Annotated in this window: 13 protein-coding genes; 6 read left to right on the top strand and 7 right to left on the bottom strand. The window is 64.5% G+C overall.

Annotated features, from left to right (window positions below):
- Positions 1 to 15: 15 nt before the first annotated feature.
- Positions 16 to 2,787 carry a bacterio-opsin activator domain-containing protein gene (locus tag J0X25_RS26115; RefSeq protein WP_425600930.1) on the bottom strand — a complete coding sequence of 924 codons (2,772 nt, stop codon included), beginning with the start codon at positions 2,785 to 2,787 and terminating at the stop codon, positions 16 to 18.
- On the opposite strand from J0X25_RS26115, the gene J0X25_RS26110 reads away from it, so the two are divergent.
- Entirely contained in the window at positions 2,770 to 3,402 is a 633-nt protein-coding gene (locus J0X25_RS26110; protein ID WP_225896745.1) for a PAS domain-containing protein, read from the top strand. The genes J0X25_RS26115 and J0X25_RS26110 overlap by 18 nt on opposite strands.
- 149 nt (positions 3,403 to 3,551) lie before the next feature.
- Here the strand turns inward: J0X25_RS26110 and J0X25_RS26105 are convergent, their stop codons facing one another.
- The 4 genes from J0X25_RS26105 to J0X25_RS26090 all read right to left on the bottom strand — a co-directional run bounded on the left by J0X25_RS26105 (position 3,552) and on the right by J0X25_RS26090 (position 8,243).
- Entirely contained in the window at positions 3,552 to 4,841 is a 1,290-nt protein-coding gene (locus J0X25_RS26105; RefSeq protein WP_207290463.1) for an adenosylhomocysteinase, read from the bottom strand.
- 309 nt (positions 4,842 to 5,150) lie between these two features.
- A complete protein-coding gene (locus J0X25_RS26100) occupies positions 5,151 to 5,792 on the bottom strand; it encodes a hypothetical protein (RefSeq protein WP_207290462.1) in 642 nt (213 codons plus the stop codon).
- A gap of 149 nt (positions 5,793 to 5,941) precedes the next feature.
- Complete coding sequence (locus J0X25_RS26095) at positions 5,942 to 7,240, bottom strand: amidohydrolase (protein WP_207290461.1); 1,299 nt, start codon at positions 7,238 to 7,240, stop codon at positions 5,942 to 5,944.
- A 427-nt stretch (positions 7,241 to 7,667) separates the two neighbouring features.
- A complete protein-coding gene (locus tag J0X25_RS26090; RefSeq protein ID WP_207290460.1) occupies positions 7,668 to 8,243 on the bottom strand; it encodes a hypothetical protein in 576 nt (191 codons plus the stop codon).
- Positions 8,244 to 8,426: 183 nt separating this feature from the next.
- Between J0X25_RS26090 and J0X25_RS40045 the strand changes: the two genes are divergently transcribed.
- From J0X25_RS40045 to J0X25_RS26080, 3 genes are all read left to right on the top strand, one after another.
- Positions 8,427 to 8,609, top strand: a complete 183-nt coding sequence (locus J0X25_RS40045; RefSeq protein ID WP_486606262.1) for a DUF8066 domain-containing protein — start codon at positions 8,427 to 8,429, stop codon at positions 8,607 to 8,609.
- A 388-nt stretch (positions 8,610 to 8,997) separates the two neighbouring features.
- On the top strand, positions 8,998 to 9,450 hold the full coding sequence (locus J0X25_RS26085) for a hypothetical protein (protein ID WP_207290459.1): 453 nt from the start codon (positions 8,998 to 9,000) through the stop codon (positions 9,448 to 9,450).
- A gap of 247 nt (positions 9,451 to 9,697) precedes the next feature.
- Positions 9,698 to 10,732: a stage II sporulation protein M gene (locus J0X25_RS26080; RefSeq protein WP_207290458.1), complete on the top strand. Its 1,035-nt coding sequence runs from the start codon at positions 9,698 to 9,700 to the stop codon at positions 10,730 to 10,732.
- Between the two features lie 342 nt (positions 10,733 to 11,074).
- Here the strand turns inward: J0X25_RS26080 and J0X25_RS26075 are convergent, their stop codons facing one another.
- Together J0X25_RS26075 and J0X25_RS26070 are read right to left on the bottom strand one after the other, a co-directional pair.
- Entirely contained in the window at positions 11,075 to 13,672 is a 2,598-nt protein-coding gene (locus J0X25_RS26075; protein ID WP_207290457.1) for a heavy metal translocating P-type ATPase, read from the bottom strand.
- A gap of 77 nt (positions 13,673 to 13,749) precedes the next feature.
- Positions 13,750 to 14,337, bottom strand: coding sequence for an AsnC family transcriptional regulator (locus tag J0X25_RS26070; RefSeq protein ID WP_207290456.1), 588 nt, complete (start codon positions 14,335 to 14,337; stop codon positions 13,750 to 13,752).
- Positions 14,338 to 14,463: 126 nt separating this feature from the next.
- Between J0X25_RS26070 and J0X25_RS26065 the strand changes: the two genes are divergently transcribed.
- Positions 14,464 to 14,661, top strand: coding sequence for a heavy-metal-associated domain-containing protein (locus tag J0X25_RS26065; protein ID WP_207290455.1), 198 nt, complete (start codon positions 14,464 to 14,466; stop codon positions 14,659 to 14,661).
- Between the two features lie 183 nt (positions 14,662 to 14,844).
- The gene (locus J0X25_RS26060) at positions 14,845 to 17,751 is read left to right on the top strand and encodes an MEDS domain-containing protein (RefSeq protein ID WP_207290454.1); all 2,907 of its coding nucleotides are present in this window, start codon (positions 14,845 to 14,847) and stop codon (positions 17,749 to 17,751) included.
- Positions 17,752 to 17,760 lie beyond the last annotated feature (9 nt).

Raw genomic sequence — 17,760 nt, 5'->3', positions numbered from 1 at the left:
GGGCCGTCGGCGCCCCTACGAGGGCTCGATCGGCGCCAGCCGCTCGGTGGCGAACAGCTGCGAGAGCAGGCGCTGCTGGCCGATCCGGAGGTGGCGGTTGACCGTCGGCTGGGTCACGTCGAGCATCTCGGCGATCTCCTCGCCGGTGCTCTCGCGGGGCCACTCGAAGAAGCCGGCGAGGTACGCCGTCCGCAGCACCTCGAGCTGGCGGTCGGTCAGGTCGTCGAACAGCGACGTCACGAGTTCCTGACGGGTGTGCATCGCCCGCTGGACGTGTCGCCGCGACTGGAGCTCGACGCCCTCGTACCGATCGCCGAGCATCTCGACGAACTCGCGGACGTCCGTCGTCGTCGGCACGTCGACGGTGATTTCCGTGCGGTCGCCGTCGGCGGTGATCGCCCGCGGACTCCCGCCGTGGCGGACCAGCCGCGAGGCGATCGTCTCCCCCGTCACGGTCGCTTCGAACAGGCAGCCGTCGTCCGAGTCGGCGATGAGCCGAGCGTCGGTGACGGAGACAAGATCCTCGAGCGCGTCGCGAACATCGTCCGCCGAGACGCCGCTCGTCTCGAAGAACAGCACCGGCTCCGATCCCGAGTGCGTGCCAAGGCCTTCGTAGGTGACCGTGCCGCCGGTCGCCGACGCGATCCGCGAGAGGAGGTCGTCACCCTCAAGGCCGAGGGTCAGTTCGACGAGCGTTTCGGCGTGGAGCGCCTCCTGGGTCTCGGCCGCGTTGATGGCGTTCGCGATCCCCTCGCCGAGTTCGGCGAACACCGTCTCCTCGAGATCGCTGAACGCGTCGGGTTCGTCGGAGTACACTGCCAGGACGCCGTAGCTGTACTCCTCGAAGCTGAGCGGGACGGCCAGCGCCGACTGGAAGCCGGCGTCGAGGGCCGTCGTTCGCCACGATTCCTGTTGGAGCCCCTCGACGACGTTTGCCGCGAGCGTCGGCGTCTCCGACCGGGCGGTCAGGACCGCCGGCTCGCTCGAGTCTGCCTCGAGATCGAACGGCAGTGCGTCCAGATACTCCGGATCGCTACCGGCCCAGGCTCGGGGCTCGAGTTGGGTGCCGCCGGCGTCGAGGTCGCCGATCCAGGCGAAGTCGACGGTGTCGGCCTCGACCAGCTGATCGGGGACGGTGCGTTCGATCTCGGCGCGGCCGTCGGCGCCGATGAGCGAGCGGTCGATTCCGCGGATGATATCGGTGATCTGAATCTGGCGTCGCAGCCGCCGGTTCCGGGCTTCCAGTTCCGCGTCGCGCTCCCGCAGGGTCGCCTCGCTTTCGAGGCGGTCGAACGCGGTTTCGGTCGTCGCGACGAGCGTCTCGAACAGCTGCCGGGCCTCCTCGTCGATCGTCGCGGGCGGGGCGACCAGGACGAACACGCCGTGATCGCCGATGGGGACGAGCAGGCCGCCCGGCGCGTCGCCGCCGAACAGCGCCGAACCGTCACCGATCGCGGCGTCGTCGACGACGGTCTGGGTGCCCGTCACGTAGGTCGTCCAGAGGACGGAATCGGAGTCACCGATCGCGACCGACGGCGGATCGTCCGATCGTGGGGCGAACGCCGGCGTGAACGCCACCGGCTCGAACCGGTTCGTTCCGGAATCGAGCAGGTAGACGGCGACGGACACGTCCTCGGTCTCGAGTAACTCGGCGGCCGTCTCGACGACTAGTTCGGCGACCGTCGCTTCGGTCTCCGCATCGAGCAGGCCGCGGGCCGTCTCGTGGAGCGACTCGAGGGCCAGTTCCCGTCGCTTTCGGTCGGTGATGTCCTGAACCGAGCCGCGGAAGGTCTCGAGTTCCCCGTCGTCGTGGATCGGTTCACCCATCGCGTGGACCCATCTGACGTCCCCCGAATCCGACCGGAGCCGTGCCTCGTAGTCGTAGGGTACTTCCTCGATGACCGCCGTCTCGACTTGCTCACGGACGAACGGGCGGTCGTCCGGATGATAGCACGCGAGCGTCGTCTCCAGATCGGGCTCGATATCGCGCGGGAGATCGTGGAGTCGATACAGTTCGTCCGTCCAGATCGCCGTCGACGGGTCGTCCTCCATCTGCAGCTCCCAGCCGCCGACCCGTGCCATCCGCTGGGTGCGCTCGAGGAGGTCCCGCGTCCGTTCCAGATCACGCTCGCGCTCCTTTCGCTCGGAGATATCACGGACGACGCCCGCGGTGCCGGCGAACTCGCCGTCCTCGGTCGGCAACAGCGCGACGTGGTTTTCCGCCTCGATCGCGTCGCCGTCGGCAGTCTCTAGCGCCATCTCGAAGGTTTCGTAGGGCTTGTCTTCGCGGCGGAGTTCCCGCACCAGTTCCTGTGCTCGCTCGAGATCCGACGGCCGCATGAATTCCGAGACGGGCTCTCCGATCATCGTCTCGGGGTCGTAGCCCGTGAGCGGTTCGATCGCATCGTTAATAAAGCGAAAGTCGCCCGACGCATCGAGCGTGTACACCGGATCGCCGATCGCCTGGATGATCGTCTCGTAACGCTCGAGTTCTCGTTCCCGTCGCTTTCGATCCGTGATATCCTGGAAGGAGCCGTGTATCTTGACGACGTCACCGTCCGCCTCGACGGGGTCGCCGATGGTTCGAACCCATCGGTGGCTGCCGTCGCCGTCGTCGTCGAGCACGATCCGCAGTTCGAGATCGTACGCCTCGCCCGCCTCGACGGCGCGCTCGAGCGCCCGTTCGATCTTCGGTCGATCCTCGGGATGGTAGAAGTCGATCGCCGTCTCGAGATCGATTTCGGCATCGAGCGGGATTCTGTGAATCCGGTGAACCTCGTCCGTCAACTCGAGTTCGTACGGGTCCGTCCGAGCGTCGAGGACCCACGCGCCGACGTTCGCGAGCTGTTCGGCCTGCTCGAGCGCGTCCGGGAGCGCGATCCCGAACTGCCGATCGTCCTCCTCGTGGACGACCCGTCACCGGCGCTCGACGAGACGATCGACTCGTACCCGCTGGTCGACTGGCTGCGCCGAGCGGATTCGATCGCCGCCGAGCGACTGCGCCATCGGATCCGGTCACTCGTCGAGCGACGGCGCCTCGCCGCGCTGACACAGCGCTCGCTGACCGGCGTCGAACTCACCCAGGACGCGATCGCGATCGTCACGCCCGACGGCATCATCGAGTTCGCGAACCGGGCGTTCGCGATGCAGTTCGGCTACGACCACGAGGCGCTCGTCGGCCAGCCCTGGCGGACGCTGTTCACCGACGAAAGCGTCGAACACCTCGAGGCGACCGCGATTCCGACGGTCGCGGACGGCTGGCGCTGGACGGGGTCCTGTACTGGGCGCCGACGATCCGGTCGGACGATCCCCGTTACGGTTCGCCTCGGTGGTCCCGAGGACGGCAGTCTGGTGTTCGTGGTAGCAGCATCGACTGCCGACGAAGACGACGAAACGGCCTGAGACGGTCGAGAGACCGTCTTCCAGCCGGAAATCCGTTTTGACGTGATGCCGACGTTCGTGAGTCACAGCGTTACGCTTGCTGTGACGCGACGCACACGACCCGGACAAACAGTTCGAGGGACTGTTCGGTGCCTATTCGCTGGAACGCTCTACGTTCCGTGGTCCCAGCTACCCATGTACTCGCGCTGGGTATCCGTCAGCGAATCGAAGTCGACGCCCTCGGCCTCGAGTTTGATCTCGGCGATCTCTTTGTCGAGTTCGTCGGGGACGTCGTGGACGCCGGCCTCGTACTGATCGGCGTTCTCCAGCATTTCGCGCACGCAGACGGCCTGCACACCGAACGACTGGTCCATCACTTCGACCGGGTGGCCCAGCGAGACGGGCGCGGCGAGGTTGACGAGTCGGCCCTCGGCGATGACGTTGAGTTTGCGACCGTCCGCGAGTTCGTAAGCCTCGACGCCGTCGCGGGCCTCGTGGCGGTCGACCGCCAACTCGTCGAGCGCCTCGAGATCGATCTCGATGTCGAAGTGACCCGCGTTGGCCAGCAGGACGCCGTCCTGCATCTTCTCGAAGTGTTCCTCGACGATGACGTCGCGGTTACCGGTCGTGGTGAGGAAGACGTCGCCGACCTCGGCCGCCTCGGCCATCGGCATCACGTCGTACCCCTCCATGTGGGCCTCGAGCGCGCGGCGGGGCTCGACTTCGGTGACGATGACGTTCGCGTTCTGGCCCGACGCCTTCTGTGCGACGCCCTTGCCGCAGTAGCCGTAGCCCGCGACGACGACGTTCTTGCCGGCCCACGAGAGGTTCGTGGTCATGGCGATGGAGGCCAGCGAGGACTCGCCGGTGCCGTGGACGTTGTCGAACAGCCGCTTCATGGGCGTGTCGTTGACGGCGAAGACGGGATACTCGAGCGCGCCGTCCGCGTCCATCGCGCGCAGGCGGTGGACGCCCGTCGTCGTCTCTTCGGCCCCGCCGACGATGCCGTCGATCAGTTCGGGGTAGTCCTCGTGGATCGCCGCGACGAGATCCATCCCGTCGTCGACCGTGACGGTGGGTTCGTGGGCGATGACGGCCTCGATAGCGGCGTAGTACTCCTCGTCGTCGACGCCGCGTTTCGCGTAGCTGGTGATGTTCTCGTGGGTGTCCAGCGCGGCGCTCACGTCGTCGTGGGTCGAGAGCGGGTTACAGCCGGTGACGGCGACTTCGGCCCCACCCTCCGCGAGCGTCTCGACGAGCATCGCCGTCTTGGCCTCGACGTGCATCGCCATCCCGATGCGCTCGCCCTCGAAGGGCCGGTCGGCCACGAACTCCTCCCGGACGGACTCGAGGATGGGCATGTGCTGGGCGGCCCAGTCCATCTTACGACGGCCCTCCTCGCGTGCGGACTCGAGGTCGTCGAGTTGCTCGCTGATCGGCGGATACGCAGTGTCGGTCATAGGTCGACTGAGTGGGAGGGGACGCAAAACCCTACCGAACCGGCGTCGACGGCGGGCCCGGTTCGATCCGACGGCCGCTACGGAGCCGCCGGCGCTGGGCGGAGAGCCGTCGCTCCCGGGCTCGAGAGGTCGAAAAAACGGTGTGCATCGGTACGCGCAGGGTGGATCGCGAGCGCCCGACGCGAGTCGAGCGGCCGCGATCGGTCGGGACACCGGCGGCGGGATCGTGCCTCTGACAGTACGAACCGCGAGCCGTCGACCGGCGTCCGTCGGTCGGGTCGTCACCTGCCGTCGTCGTCCGACGGGTCCTTACTTCCCGGCGTGGGCCGGCGGGCCGCCGCCGTTACCGCTGCCGTTGCCGTTACCGTTCCCCTTCTTGTCCGACGGACCGCCGGCGTGTTCGGGCTGGCCGCCGCCGTTCTTCTTCTCGTCCTCGCCCGGCGGGCCCGCGTGGTCGGGCGCGTTACCCGGGTTGTTGTCGACGACGAAGCTCGCCACCAGCTGGCCGAGCGGGCCGTCGGTGTCGGAGTTGTTCTTGACGTTCTCGACGAACGCCGAGACGAGCGAGCCGAAGTTCTCCTCCTCGCCGGCGTCCTCGGTCGGCTCGAGCGTCGCCGTCGTCTGGGCGGTCGCGTTGTCGACCGTCGCCGTGACCGTCACGTTGACGCTCTCGTTCCCGGTCGGCGCCTCGAGGGCCACCGTCCCGTTCTCGTCGGTCGTGTACACGCCCGTTCCGACGTACGAGGTGTTCTCGTCGTCCGTCGTAACCTCGACGGTCGCGTTTTCGACCGTTTCGTTCGCCGCAACCGTTACGAGTACGCCGTCGTCCTGTGAGACGGACACCGAAAGCGCGTCCTGGTCAACCGTGGCGGCCGCCGCACCCATCGGTGCGAGCGCCGTACAGACCATGACGGCAGCCAGTGCCGTCGCAAGTAGTCGATATGAGTTCATCCACTCGATACATTCAGTAATTCATGAATAAACCCCCTCGGCAGTTATCGATCGTTCCTCCTCAGCGAGACCGACAGAGAATCGTTTTGAACGTTTATAATCGCCTCTAGGTGTTCAGTTCGTTCATCGAAGTGCGACACTGACCGGCCTCAGACGTCAGCGCGATCGATCAGCGCCGCGGCTTCCTCGCTCGCTCGCGCACGAACCGCGTCCTCGTCGAGCGTCAGCACCTCGTGGTCGCGCATGAGAAGCTGCCCGTCACAGACGGTGTGGCGGACGTCCGCCGCCGCCGCGGCGTAGGCCAGGTGGCTCACGAGGTCGTGGCGCGGGGTGAGGTGGGGCTGCTCGAGGTCGATCACCGCGAGATCGGCGGGGGCGCCCGCCTCGAGTCGCCCCGTATCGAACCCGATGGCGTCGGCGCTCCCCCGCGTCATCATCTCGACGACCGCCTCCGCGGGGACGGCGCTGGCGTCGTCCGCGGCGAGCTTGCCGATCATGGCCGCGTCGCGGGCCTCGTCGAGCATCGAGAGGTCGTTGTTCGAGGCGGCGCCGTCGGTCCCGATCCCGACGGTGACCCCGGCCTCGAGCAGGCGCTGGACGGGCGCCATTCCGCTGGCCAGCTTCATGTTCGAGGCGGGGCAGTGGATCACGCTGGTGCCCGCCTCCGCGAGCAGGCCGATCTCGCTCTCGTCGAGGTGGACGCCGTGGGCGATGAAGTCGCCGTCCTCGAGCATCCCCTTCTCGGCGGCGTACGCGAGGGGGCGGACACCCTCGGATTCGACGATCGGCGCCACCTCGTCTTCGGTCTCGTTGGCGTGGTAGTGGATCGGCACGCCCAGTTCGCGAGCCTGCGGAACGAACTCCTCGAGGTACTGCTCGTCGACCGTCGTCAGCGAGTGGGGCATGAACGCCGACGAGATGCGGCCGTCGCCCATCCCGTCGACGTCCTCGGCGACCGCGAGGCCCTCGCGGGCGTCCTCGCGGACCGCGTCCTCGTCCTTGCCGACCGAAATAACGCCGTGGCCGAGTCGAGCCCGCAGGCCCGCGTCCGCGACCGCCCTGGCGATCGTCGGCACGAAGAAGTACATGTCCGCGAACGCGGTGGTTCCGGACTTGATCATCTCGAGGACGCCGAGTTCGGTCCCGGCTCGAACGGAGTCGGCGGTCAGTTCGGCTTCGACCGGCCAGATGTCCTCCTGCAGCCAGGCGTCGAGCGGCTTGTCGTCCGCGAATCCCCGGAGCAGGGTCATCGCGACGTGACTGTGGCCGTTGACGAACCCCGGGGTGACCAGCGAGTCCGCGGCGTCGAGCGTCTCGTCGGCGTCGGCCGCGAGGTCGTCGCCGATCTCGAGGATTTCGCCGCGGTCCTGATCGATCAGGACGTCCGCACGGGTGACCGTGATGTCGGGCAACAGTACCTGTCCGCCGGTGATCGCCAGCGTTGTCATGGCTCGGCGTTTCTCGCGGAGTCGCCTTATCCTGTCGAATGGGAGTCGGGCAGTGATCCCGCCGAGTTGCAGTCAGGCGCGCGGTTCGCCGGCCCGCTCGAGCAACCAGGACGTTCCGCTAGCGGACTACAGCATCACGAAGCGCGGCAGTCGGACATTTCGCTGTACGGTCAAAGGCGGTGGATCGTCACCGATCCGATGTCGTTTACCGCGGAATTAATCCGAAAATTACATTATACTAATATGAATCTTGAGCGGCCATACTCCATTTTTGGACATTATCACTTACCGAAATGGATACAGGACCGAGACTTAACCCAGCATTCGCTCCAGAACAAGTTCTTGTGTTCGTATTTATACAAGTATGCTTTTATTGTCCTTTAATGGGATAGTTACGCCCATCACCGGTCACATCTTCCAGTTCAATTCAGAATGATCCTGTTACTTTATCTCGACCGTTATCTGACTCTGGCGCAGGGATATCAACTTCTGCCAGCACTCCACCCGAACCAGAATATTCTCCGTAATTTACGTAGTCGTAAGATGTACTGAAGTTGCTTCTTCCGAGACTTACTGGCTGCCAATGGTTCTCGTTCCAGAATATTGCAGCACCATCATCAGGGCAAACACTGTTTGATGTAAGCCAACTGCCCTCTTCAACTAAGGTCCAGCGGTTTACTACGTCGAACGTCCCATTGAAGTTATTATAAACTCCGACGAATATTTCCGTATCTTCATGTGTGCTAGGAGAAACGTATCGGCCATTCTGAATGGATACGTTATTAGCTGGACGTGTGATTGCAAATGAATGCTCGATATCGTTCTTTTCCAGCAATTTTTTAGCTTTTTGGTACTCACCTTTCTCGATAAACTTCCGGACTGCTACAGTTACACCTTTTCCACTGTGATCTTCTTTTGCGGTAGCTGAACTTGCGAGAGTGCTCATGCCAGCAATTCCGATACCAGTGTTCCGAAGAATCTGTCGTCGGGTTCTATCTACCATACAATTGTAGGCATACAATACAATTACGTAATACTACCTATTTAGGAAACTCCATATAGGTGACTAACTTCATATATTTCTGTTGGCTAGTTTTGCTATTTTATAGTAAGTAATTATTGTATTAGACCCTATCCGATAATGTGGAAAATTATATGATATTGGAACAAGATTATTCTATCGAACATGAATAAGCAAAGTATTTACGAGATAGCTGCAATCGGGATAGTAATTATATCTGTCTTGATTATAACTATGTTATTATCTCAGGAGGTAATTGTTTGGTTTGGATACACCTTACTAGTGATTATAATATATCTGTTGTGGAGATTCGTCCAATCGATTGAAAAGATCGCGGATAAATTTTGAAAATAATATTACTGTAAGTGCGTCTAATAGACGGTCGCGCAGTTCCAGAAGATTATTATTCTCTATTTCTGTTATACTGCGCTAAGAGATAATCCCTCCATTGCTCGCAAACGAACTCCTGAAGATGCTCGAGACAGATCATACTTGAACCATTTTACTTTTTCAAAAAGTCGGCGATAAGTTCACTATCTGATCTTGAACTCGTCACCAACACTGGCGTACTCGAGGAGTCGATTCAGCAGATCCGGTCGACGGTCGAGGCGACCAGCGACCGGGTGTGACTACTGTCCCAGATAAGTGCGTGTAGTTTGGCCCGCGAGAGGTGTGTTCGGCCGCCTAACTTCACCCATAGTGTAAAGTGACACTGGTATAGAGAACTACACGAACAATGACTGAATGGGAGAGCAGCGAATCGGCACCAGAGGACGAGATCCGGCGTAAATTCAACGCCCTCGATCGTCGGATTAGTCGCCTCGAGAAAATGCACAAACAGATACTCGACCAAATCCGGAAGATGAACGCTCGAAAGGGCGATGGGCCGACGCTCGAGGCCTGGTCAAACCCCGATCTAACTCATCATGTTCTGTCTATCGTCAAGGAACTGGAGACAGATGCTCAGGGCGCGCACATCGACGAGATCAAGCAGGTTGCAGCCGAGGAGGGAGAGCTAAAGACGGAAACAAAACTTGAGCTCAAAAGCCTCGCCGAAGATGGATATGTGTTACAAAAGGGGGATCGATACAGATTCATGAAAACGCCGGAGGACGACCGGGCCCACGAAGCCGAACATCCCGAGGAGGCCCAGTTGGACTTCGACGAGGACGACATAGATACATTATGAATCGAATTTCGAGATAGAAATCCTCTATTCTCTGGGATCGAAGTGTACGGCGAAATCCGGACGAGTGTCCTTGAGGGGCGATTAGACACCTACCGTGTCGGTCACGGCGGATCAGTTTCGCGTCAGGAGACGGGCTACTGGCGCGGTGATCTCGACGAATGGCAGTCGAGAGTCCGGTTCGCCGGCTCGCTCGAGCATGCCCGCCTGCAGCCGGCGGATTTATCAGACGTTTCGTCGAATTGCCACTATGCGCGACGACGATAGGGGTGGCCGAACCGAAACGGACCCCGACCGCGACGAGTGGCCGCCCGCTGGAAGTCCCGAGAACGACGACGTCGGTCGCGACCGCGAGACGTCGCCGACCGACCGATCCGCGGCCGACCTGCAGGACGAGTCCGGACACGACCCCGGCCGGACCGCCTCGAGTTCCGAACCGAGTCGGGGCGACGGGTCGGAACCAACTCAGCCTCCGGGCGGATCCGATCCGGAGGCCATCCGACGCTGGAGCGCGCTCCTGTTCTCGCTGGCGGTGATCGCGGCCGGGACCGCGGGGGCGATTTTCGTCGCGTCCGACGCGCCGAGAGCGGCCGGCGGCGCGAGTGTTCTCGCGCTCGTATTCGGTGCGGTCGGGCTCCTTGGACGGACGGCCGCGCCGTCGGTTCTCGGCCACCTCGACGACGCGTGGACCGAACACCGGCCGTACGTCTGGTTCTCCGCCGGCGTGTTCGCCGTCGGCGTCGTCCTCGGGGTCGCGCTGTACGCCGCCGGCGTCGACCTCGTCGACTTCTTCCTCGAGATGATCACGCAGGAGTTCGGCGAGGAGGAACTGCCCGGCGAGGTCGGGGATCCCACGGGCGAACTGCCGTTCGAACCGACGGCGACGTTTTTCATCCAGAACAACACCCCGCCGTTCCTGGCGTCGATCGCCGGCGCGCTCACCCTGGGGGTCGTGACGCTGCTCATCATGGGCTTCAACGGCGTCCTCATCGGCAACATCGGGGCCGTCGTCGGCTCCGAGACCGGGTTCGGCCTGATCGTCGCCCTGATCGGCCCCCACGGGATCTTCGAACTCCCGGCGCTGTTCATCGCCGCCGGCGTCGGCTTCCGATTCGTCCACCGCCTCGGCCAGCGCGTCTTCGGTTCTCGCGACGCGCTGTTCACGAGGAGCTACCTCCTGCGGACGACGCTGTTCGTCGTCTTCGGCTGGCTACTCTTGGTCCTCGCGGCGTTCGTCGAGGCCTACGTGACCCTGCTCATCGCGGACACGCTCGTTCCGCTGTGACCGGCGGACTCCGACCGACGGCGGGTTCCGCCTCGAGCCGACTTTACTATGCGGCGGCGCGCGCTGTGACATGGTGAGCGGCGCGAGGCCGAACGAAGTGAGGCCTCGAGAATGCGAGCGGTGACCGGCGGGAACCGCGAGCCGAGCGAACCATGGAACGATACCGCGCGAGGGATGAGCGAACGGAGTGAGCGAATCGGCTGGGGAGGGTGTGGAAATCCCCGTTGCCACGGTACGCTGCATGGAGGCCGTCACTTGCCGGTTACTCTTGCGAAGAGAAAGACACTCGTCGGTTACTCGCCCGAAGCGAAAAACAGTGCAACCACGGTCAGTAACTACGAACTAGCGCCGGAGTCGTCCGAACAGTTCGTAGTCGTGATCCGGGGTGTACCGGCGGAACAGCAGGCTGTTCGAGAGCACCGAGACCGACGACAGCGCCATCGCGCCGGCCGCGAGCACCGGCTGGAGCAGGCCCAGCGAGGCCAGCGGGATCAGCGTCGTGTTGTACCCCAGCGCCCAGACGAGGTTCTGCTTGATCTTCGCCAGCGTCGCCTCGGAGATGCGGATCGCCTTCACCACGTCGAGGGGGTCGTCGCGCATCAGCGTCACGTCCGCCGCCTCGATGGCCACGTCCGTCCCGGAGCCGATGGCCGTCCCGACGTGGGCGACGGCCAGCGCCGGCGCGTCGTTGACCCCGTCGCCGACCATCATCGCCTTCCGCCCCTCGGCCTGGATGGGCTCGAGCGCGTCGGCCTTGTCCTCCGGCAGGACGCCCGCGCGGACGTTCTCGGGATCGATCCCGACGCGTTCGGCGACCGCGCGGGCCGTCCGCTCGTTGTCGCCGGTGATCAGCATGACGTCGAGGCCGCGCTCGCGCAGGGCGGCGACCGCCTCCTGCGAGCTCTCCTTGACCGTGTCGGCGTCCGCGACCACGCCGGCGACCGCGCCGTCGACGGCGACCAGCATGGCGGTCTTGCCCTCGCGCTCGAGGCGTTCCATCGCCTCGGCGGCGGGCGCGGGATCGACGCCTTCCCCCTCGAGCAGTCTGCGGTTGCCGACCAGCACCTCGCGGCCCTCGACGGTCGCCCGGACGCCCTGTCCGGGGACGTTCTCGAACGACTCGGGGTCGGTTAGCTCGAGGCCGCGCTCCTCGGCGCCCTCGACGATGGCCTGCGCGAGCGGGTGTTCGCTGTTGCGCTCGGCGCTGGCCGCGAGGCGAAGGACCTCGCGCTCGTCGAGCGACTCGCGAGCCACTACTGCACCGCCGTCTGCGGCCGCATCCCCGCCGTCCGCGGCCGCGCGGTCGCCATCGCCCTCGAGCGCGACCACGTCGGTCAGCGTCATCTCGCCGGTCGTCAGCGTCCCGGTCTTGTCGAAGACGACGGTGTCGACGTCCCTCGCGCGCTCCAAGATATCGCCGCCCTTGAACAGGACGCCGTTCTGCGCGCCGAGGGTGGAGCCGACCATCGTCGCCGCGGGCGTCGCCAGCCCCAGCGCGCAGGGACAGGCGATCAACACGGCCGAGGCGAAGACGACGACGGCGAACTCGAACGTCGAGAGGGCGGCCGGGCCGCCGCCGACCAGTTCCAGCACCGGGATACCGCTCGCGACGCCCGCGAGCGCGTCGGGGAAGAGGAACCAGACCAGCCCCCAGAACGCCGCGTTGAGGATGACCGCGGGGACGAAGTACGCCGAGATGCGGTCCACGAGGTTCTGGATCTCCGGCTGGCGGGACTGGGCCTCCTTGACGGTCTGCACGATTCCCTGCAGGGCCGTGTCCGAGCCGACCTTCGTCGCCTCGACGACCAGCACGCCGTTCTCGTTGATCGTCGAGCCGATCACCTCGTCGCCCTCCTCCTTCTCGACGGGGACCGACTCGCCGGTCACCATCGACTCGTCGACCGCGGACTGGCCGTCGACGACGACGCCGTCCGTCGGCACCTTCTCGCCCGGCCGGACCTTCATCCGGTCGCCGACCGAGACGTCCTCGAGGGGCACCTCCTCTTCGTTCCCCTCGTCGTCGACCAGCGTGGCCGTCTCGGCCTCCATCTCGAGGAGTTTCCGCAGCGCGTCGCCGGCCCGGCCCTTCGAGCGGGCCTCGAGGTAGTTGCCCAGCGTGATGAACACGAGGATCAACGCGGCGGTGTCGAAGTAGAGGTTCCCCGCGAGCAGGCCCAGCAGGACGACGAGGCTGTAGACGTAGGCCGTCGAGGAGCCCAGCGCGATCAGCACGTCCATGTTGGCGGTCCGATTCTTCGCGAGCGCGGTGTAGGAGTTTGCGAGGAACTCCCGGCCGAGCACGAGGTAGACCGGCGTCGCGAGCAGGAACTCGAGCCAGCCGAACTCGACGCCGAGGATCGTCTCGGGGAGAATCGCCCCGTCGAGCAGGAGCCGATCGGCGATGAACAGCAGGAACGGCGCCGTCAGGATCGCCCCGAACAGCGTCAGTCGGCGGTGTTTGCGGATCTCGGCCTGCCTGGCCGCGTCGCGGCGCTCCTGGTCCGATTCCTCGCCACCGTCGTCGCGGACGGGCGTGTAGCCGGCGTCCTCGATGGCCACGTACAGGTCCTCGAGCGAGACGTCGCTCGGATTGTACGCGACGGTCGCCTCGTCGGTCGCGTAGTTGACCTCCGCCTCGACGACGCCGGGGACGGACTCCAGCGCCGACTCGTTGGTCTCCGCGCAGTTCGCGCAGGTCATGTCCGTGATGCCGATGGAGCGACTCGAGCGCTCGGCCTCGTAGCCGGCCGTCTCGACCGCGTCGTATATCTCGGCGAGCGATACCGCCTCGGGGTCGTACTCGACGGTCGCCTCGTCGGTGGCGAAGTTGGCGTTCGCCTCGCTGACGCCGTCGAGGGATACCAGGGCATCGCTGATCGTCTGCGAGCAGTTCGCACAGCTCATGCCCCGAACGTCCAGGTGCGCGGTCCGGGTACTCATTACTAGGCGGTCCCGCCTTACCCCCTTTACTGGTCAGACTCCGAAGTTCGGCGGCGCGCTCGGTTTGGAATCGAAGGTCACGCGCCCTCCTCGAGTCGAGTGTACCGCGCGTCGAACCGGCTCGAGCACGACGGACAGCAGAAGTGGTACACTTCACCGTCGATGCGCGTCGATTCCCCCTCGCTGTCGACGGTGTTGCCACACTCCGCGCAGGTGAGCGCGAACGACGTGCCGTCGAGCGACGGCGTCCACTCGGCGTCGTCCAGCAGCGTCACGTCGTAGGCGACGCCGTCGGCGGGGAAGAGGCCGTCGAGCCACTCGCGAACCCGCTGGACCTGCGCTCGGGCGTAGAACCAGACCTCGCCGTCGGCGGTGACGAACACGTGCTCGACGGCGTCGGCGTCCGCGACGGCCGCCCTGCAGTCGTCGACGTCGCCCGCGGGAACGTTCGCCCGCACGAACACCGGAATCCCGGCTCTGAGCTGGGACTGGTCCACGTCGACGGTGAAGCCCTCGATGACGCCGGCCTCCTCGAGTCGCCGAACGCGGTCGGAGACGGCCGGCCCGGAGAGGCCGACCCGCTCGGCGATCTCGCTGTACGGCCGGCGAGCGTCCTCGCCCAGCAGCCGCAGAATTTCCATGTCGGTTTCGTCGAGGTCGCGCATACCGCCAGTTCGGACTCGAGTGCAAAGAGGATAGCGACGGTCACTTTGGAATCGAAACTCGAACGCCCGTTCTCGCTCGCGTCGAAAGCAGAAACCCACAAAGACCCGGCGCCCCTACGTCCTCGTATGAGTCAGACCATCACCGTCGAAGGCATGTCCTGCGAACACTGCGAGCAAACCGTCGAGGAGGCGCTCGAGGGCGTCGAAGGCGTCGAGTCAGTAGCTGTCGACCGGGAGGCGGCGCGGGCGACTGTCGAGGGCGACGCGGAGGCGCGAACGCTCGTCGCTGCCGTCGACGAGGCCGGATACGACGCGTCGGCGTGAATCGCCCTCGAGGACGGAAAATATTATAATTCTGACCAATCTACGTGCAGACACTATGCGGTGCTCTTTTCCCCGCTGCCATCTTCTGCACGCGTAACGAGTCGCATTCGGAGCGGAAGAGGAAGGCCTCTGCATATCGGAGCCACGAACCGGTAGCGAGCTGCCGCCAATTGAAGGAAACACATGAGTGAACACCAATCGAACGACACTGGTCGCCATCCCACGTCTGCCGCCGGACGCAGGCTCGACGCCTCGCAATCGAGTTTCGACATTCGCGACCCCATCGAACCGATCGACGGCCACCACGACACCGACCATTTCGCGCTTCTCTACGAGGACCGAGACGAGCAGTTCGCGGCGGTCGTCCCGTTCATCCGGGAGGGCCTCGAACGGGGCGAGCGGTGCGTCTACGTCGCCGACGACAACACCGTCGACGAGGTACTCGAGGCGATGCGAGCCCGCGGCATCGACGTCGACGCCGCCCTCGAGTCCGGGGCGCTCTCGGTACACACGGAGGACGAGACCTACCGTCGGACCGGCGAGTTCGACCGCGAGGCGATGCTGGCGTTCTGGGAGGAGACGCTCGCGGACGCCACCGCCGACGGGTTCGAAGGGGTCAGAGCCGCCGCCGAGATGACGTGGGCGCTCGAGGGCGACGACGCGCACTTCGAGCAGGTCTGCGAGTACGAAGAACTGCTCAACCCGCTCTACGACGGCGAGGAGTACACCGTTTGCTGCCAGTACAACCGGAACCGATTTCCGGCGGACGTCCTCCACGACGTTCTCAAGACCCACCCGTTCCTCGTCTACGACGACACCACCGTCTGTCAGAACTTCTACTACACGCCGCCCGAGGAGTACTTCGGCCCCGACCGGCCGTCGCGCGAACTCGACCGGAAACTGGCGACGGTGGTCGACCGGACCCAAACGCAGACGACGATCGAGACTCGCGAGCAGTATCAGCGGGAACTGTACGAGACGATCGCCGATTCGAACAGCTCGTTCGGCGAGAAAATCGAGGAGCTACTGCGATTGGGGCGCGAACGACTCGGTCTCGAGATCGGGTACTTTACGAAAACCAACGACGACGACACGTTCGAAATCGTGGAAGCCGTCGGGGGCCACGAGATCATCGAGCCGGGTGTGACCGATTCGCTCAGGGAGACGTACTGCGAGAAGCTACTCGCCTCACCCGGTACGATCTCCGTCCGGAACGCGGCGGAAAGAGGGTGGACCGACGATCCCGCCTACGAGCGGTTCGGCCTGGACGCCTACTTCGGAACGACCGTCCACGTCGGCGGCGAGGAGTACGGGACGCTGTGTTTCGCCGCCGAGACGCCGCGCGAGGAACGGTTCTCCAGCGCCGAACGAACGTTCCTCGAGATGATGGCCAAGTGGGTCGAGTACGAACTGGAGCGCCAGCGCCGCGAGCGCTTCCTCCGCGAGAGCTACCGGATCACGGCCGACCCCGACCGCGACTTCGACGAGAAACTCGAACAGTTGCTCGAACTCGGCCGGGAGCAGTTCGGCCTCGAGATGGGCGGGCTGAACCACCTGCCGTCGTGGGGCGGCGAATTCCGGCTGGAGAAGGGCGTCGGCCTCGGCGTCGGCCCCGAGGAGGAGCTGTGGTCCAACCCGGGATACGGGCACTTCTGTCGCCGCACCGTCGAAACCGAAGACCCCGTCGCGATGGCTGACGTGCGCGGCACCGACTGGCAGGACGACCAGATCTACCGGGAGTTCGGGTTGACGAGCTACCTCGGGACGCGGGTGATGAACGGATCGAAACCGTACGGGACGTTCTGGTTCGGCAGCACGGAGCCCCGCGACCGGCCGTTCTCCGAGACCGAGCGCACGTTCATCGAGCTGATGGGCCAGTGGGTCAGCTACGAACTCGAGCGCGAGCGGCGAGAACAGTATCAGCGGACGTTGAGCCGGATCGCCGCCGATCCCAACCGTTCCTTCGAGGAGAAACTGGACGACATCTTCGAGCTGGGACGCGAGCGGTTCGATCTCGAAATCGGCGGGCTCGCCCAGATCGATCCGACGGCCGATTCGTTCGAAGTGGAAGCTACGAAGGGCGACCACGACCAGCTCGTGCCGGGCGCGGAGGTACCGCTCTCGGAGACGTACTGTCGGACGACCGTCGGTGACGAGACGGTGACCGACGTCACCGATCCCGAACGGTCCGGGTTCGGGAACACCCTCGCGTACGAGGCGTTCGGCGTGGAGACGTATCTCGGCACGCGGATCGAACTCGACAACGAGCCCGACCGAACGCTCTTTTTCGTATCGACGGACTCGCGCGGCCGGGAGTTCACGGACGCCGAACGGACGTTCCACCACCTCATGGCGCAGTGGGTCAAGTTCGAACTCGATCGAAAACAGCGGGAACGGGCGCTCGAGGAATCCAACGAACGCCTCGAGCAGTTCGCCTACGCCGCCTCCCACGACCTGCAAGAGCCCCTCCGGATGGTCACGAGCTACCTCCAGTTGCTCGAGCAGCGCTACGCCGACGCCTTCGACGAGGACGGCGAGGAGTTCCTCGAGTTCGCCGTCGACGGGGCCGAACGCATGCGCGACATGATCGACGGCCTCCTCGAGTACTCGCGGATCGAAACGCGGGGCGATCCGTTCGAACCGGTCGAGCTGGATACCGTTCTCGACGACGTGCTCGCGGACTTGCAGCTCCAGATCGACGAAACCGACGCGGAGATCGCGGCCGCGGAACTCCCCCGCGTGACGGGCGACGCCAGCCAGTTACGGCAGGTCTTCCAGAACTTGCTCAACAACGCCATCCAGTACAGCGGTGACGAGCCGCCGCGGGTTCACGTCTACGCGAATCGGCGGGGACGAGAGTGGGTCATCTCGGTGCGAGACGACGGAATCGGTATCGATCCGGAGGACCAAGACCGCGTGTTCACCGTCTTCGACCGACTCCACAGTCGCGACGAGTACGAAGGGACGGGCATCGGGCTGGCGCTCTGTCAACGGATCGTCGAGCGCCACGGCGGCGACATCTGGGTCGACTCCGAACCCGGCGAGGGCTCGACGTTTTCGTTCACGCTTCCCGCGCAGCGCGATCGGTGAGGAGGCGGA

Origin of the sequence: Haloterrigena alkaliphila (assembly GCF_017352155.2) — an archaeon.
GTDB classification, from domain to species: domain Archaea; phylum Halobacteriota; class Halobacteria; order Halobacteriales; family Natrialbaceae; genus Haloterrigena; species Haloterrigena alkaliphila.
Note: the sequence above shows the minus strand (reverse complement) of the source record. Positions and strands in the feature narration are given on the sequence as shown.

Excerpts from the sequence above, each read along its gene's own strand:
- J0X25_RS26105 (WP_207290463.1), bottom strand. The coding sequence starts at position 4,841 with ATGACCGACACTGCGTATCCGCCGATCAGCGAGCAACTCGACGACCTC.
- J0X25_RS26100 (WP_207290462.1), bottom strand. The coding sequence starts at position 5,792 with ATGAACTCATATCGACTACTTGCGACGGCACTGGCTGCCGTCATGGTC.
- J0X25_RS26095 (WP_207290461.1), bottom strand. The coding sequence starts at position 7,240 with ATGACAACGCTGGCGATCACCGGCGGACAGGTACTGTTGCCCGACATC.
- J0X25_RS26090 (WP_207290460.1), bottom strand. The coding sequence starts at position 8,243 with ATGGTAGATAGAACCCGACGACAGATTCTTCGGAACACTGGTATCGGA.
- J0X25_RS40045 (WP_486606262.1), top strand. The coding sequence starts at position 8,427 with ATGAATAAGCAAAGTATTTACGAGATAGCTGCAATCGGGATAGTAATT.
- J0X25_RS26085 (WP_207290459.1), top strand. The coding sequence starts at position 8,998 with ATGACTGAATGGGAGAGCAGCGAATCGGCACCAGAGGACGAGATCCGG.
- J0X25_RS26080 (WP_207290458.1), top strand. The coding sequence starts at position 9,698 with ATGCGCGACGACGATAGGGGTGGCCGAACCGAAACGGACCCCGACCGC.
- J0X25_RS26075 (WP_207290457.1), bottom strand. The coding sequence starts at position 13,672 with ATGAGTACCCGGACCGCGCACCTGGACGTTCGGGGCATGAGCTGTGCG.
- J0X25_RS26070 (WP_207290456.1), bottom strand. The coding sequence starts at position 14,337 with ATGCGCGACCTCGACGAAACCGACATGGAAATTCTGCGGCTGCTGGGC.
- J0X25_RS26065 (WP_207290455.1), top strand. The coding sequence starts at position 14,464 with ATGAGTCAGACCATCACCGTCGAAGGCATGTCCTGCGAACACTGCGAG.
- J0X25_RS26060 (WP_207290454.1), top strand. The coding sequence starts at position 14,845 with ATGAGTGAACACCAATCGAACGACACTGGTCGCCATCCCACGTCTGCC.